Origin of the sequence: Saccharopolyspora sp., assembly GCF_017434145.1 — a bacterium.
In the GTDB taxonomy this organism is placed as follows: Bacteria; Actinomycetota; Actinomycetes; order Mycobacteriales; family Pseudonocardiaceae; genus Saccharopolyspora_C; species Saccharopolyspora_C galaxeae.
Genome location: NZ_JAFRFW010000799.1, coordinates 1 through 2,074, shown reverse-complemented (window position 1 = coordinate 2,074; position 2,074 = coordinate 1). Strand labels below are relative to the sequence as shown.

Annotated in this window: 3 protein-coding genes; all 3 read left to right on the top strand. The window is 72.6% G+C overall.

From position 1 onward, the window contains the following. Positions 1 to 444: oxidoreductase C-terminal domain-containing protein (locus IJH84_RS21685; RefSeq protein ID WP_295148304.1), on the top strand; the 444-nt coding region annotated here is incomplete at its 5' end. 11 nt (positions 445 to 455) lie between these two features. Then, complete coding sequence (locus tag IJH84_RS21680) at positions 456 to 1,226, top strand: SDR family NAD(P)-dependent oxidoreductase (protein ID WP_295148300.1); 771 nt, start codon at positions 456 to 458, stop codon at positions 1,224 to 1,226. Between the two features lie 301 nt (positions 1,227 to 1,527). Further along, a partial coding sequence (gene aroQ / locus IJH84_RS21675) for a gamma subclass chorismate mutase AroQ (protein ID WP_295148297.1) occupies positions 1,528 to 2,074 on the top strand: 547 nt, incomplete at its 3' end.

Below are 2,074 nucleotides of genomic sequence, written 5' to 3'. Positions count from 1 at the left end.
GACCGCGGCGTGCTCGTCGACGAGCAACTGCGCACCGGAGTTCCCGGGGTGTACGCGGTGGGCGACGCGGCGGCGCGCTGGTCGCCGCGCTCGGGCGCGCGGTTGCGGGTCGAGCACTGGGACGAGGCGCGCACCGCTCCGGAAACGGTGGTCGCGCAGATCCTCGGCACCGGCATTCCCGAGCACGATCCGGTCCCCTACTTCTGGAGCGACCAGTTCGGCCGCAAGCTCCAGTACGTCGGGCACCACAGCGCCGCCGACACGCTGGTGCTGCGCGGCGCGGACTCCGAGCGGTGGGGCGCCGCCTGGCTGTCCCCGCAAGGGCGGCTGACCGCGCACCTGGGCGTGAACCGGCCGAAGCAGCTGGTTCCGGCGCGCAACGCCATCGGCGCGGGAGCGACTCCCGATCCGGAATCCCTGCGCGATCCCGAAAACCCGTTCTGAGCAGGAGGAACATGGGCAGCGACGCACTCGCGGGCAAGGTCGCGGCGGTCACCGGAGCGGCGATGGGCATGGGCGCGGCAACCGCCGAGCTGCTGGCGGCGCAAGGCGCGTCGGTGCTGGTCGCCGACCGCGAGCAACGCGCAGGTGAGTCCACGGTGGACAAGATCGTCGCCGGTGGCGGCCGGGCGTCGTTCCTGCGCGTCGACGTCGGCGACTCCGATCAGGTGCGCGGGATGGTCGAGACCGCGGTCGAGCGGTACGGGCGGCTGGACTGCGCGGTGAACAACGCCGCGGTCGCCCCGGACGCCAATACCGTCGCCGAGCTCGCCGAGGACGACCTGGACCGGATCCTCGCGGTGAACCTGAAGTCCGTGGCGCTGTGCCTCAAGCACGAGATCAAGCAGATGCTGCGGCAGGACGGCCCCGGTTCGATCGTGAACATCGGCTCGGTGAACTCCTACCGGCCGCAGCTCAACCAGGCGATCTACACCGCGGCCAAGCACGGCGTGATCGGGCTGACCAAGGTCGCGTCGCTGGAGAACGCCGCGCGCGGCATCCGGGTCAACGCCGTCTGCCCCGGCGCGATCGACACGCCGATGATCCGGTACTCGATGGACAGCACCGGACGCCGCGAGCAGGACCTGGCGCCGCGGCTGAGCCTGTTCGGCCGGTTCGGGCGGCCGGAGGAGGTCGCTGCGGCCAGCCTGTGGCTGTGCTCGGACGATTCGTCGTTCGTGACCGGGCACGCGCTGGCCGCCGACGGCGGCTACCTGTCCAGCTGATCTCGCGACCGCCTCGCGCTGCGGGGCTCGCGATGGGACCGCGCGCGTAGGCGCGCGAACGCAACCCCTCGGCCGGGTGGGTGCTCAACCGCGCCGCCCTGCAGCCGCCCGGCCGGGGGCGCTTGCGAACGCTCTGTCCACAACGGACTCTCGGCACTTGATTCGGTCGCGGATATCCGGCTTCACCTGCCCATTCGGTTCGCCGAGGTCTCCGGCCGACACGCCGCGGCGAGTCCGCCCCGGCCCGAACGCGGGTGCACGGCAGACTTTTCCGCGAAGCAGAACCGCGAGGGGAGAAGTCATGACGATGCGACGCACGTTGCTGGCAACTTCGATCATCGGCGCCGTGGCCGCAGGCACGGCACCGGCCGCAACCGCGACACCGGACGCCGGGGCGCCCGTCGTCGGTCCGGCTTCGGTCGCCGCGCAGTCCGCGACGACCGATCTCGGCCCGCTGGTGGACCTCGCCGCGCAACGGCTGGCGCTGGCGGACGAGGTCGCCGCCGCCAAGTACGGCACCGGAAAACCCATCGCCGATCCGGAACGCGAGCGACGGGTGCTGGGCGAGGTGTCCGAGCTCGCCGCGGACAACGGACTCGATCCGGGCGTAGCCGTCCGCTTCTTCACCGACCAGATCGAAGCGGGCAAGGACGTGCAGCGCGGCCTGCACGCCCGGTGGGACGCGCACCCCGAGTCGCGCCCGGGTGACCGCCCCGACCTGGGCCAGGTGCGCCGGGAGCTGGAACGGATCAGCGACGAGGCGGTGCGGCAGCTCAAGGCGACCGAGCGGGTGCGGGCGCCGAACACTCCGTGCCGGGTCGGGGTGGCGGCCTCGGTGCTCGCCGCCG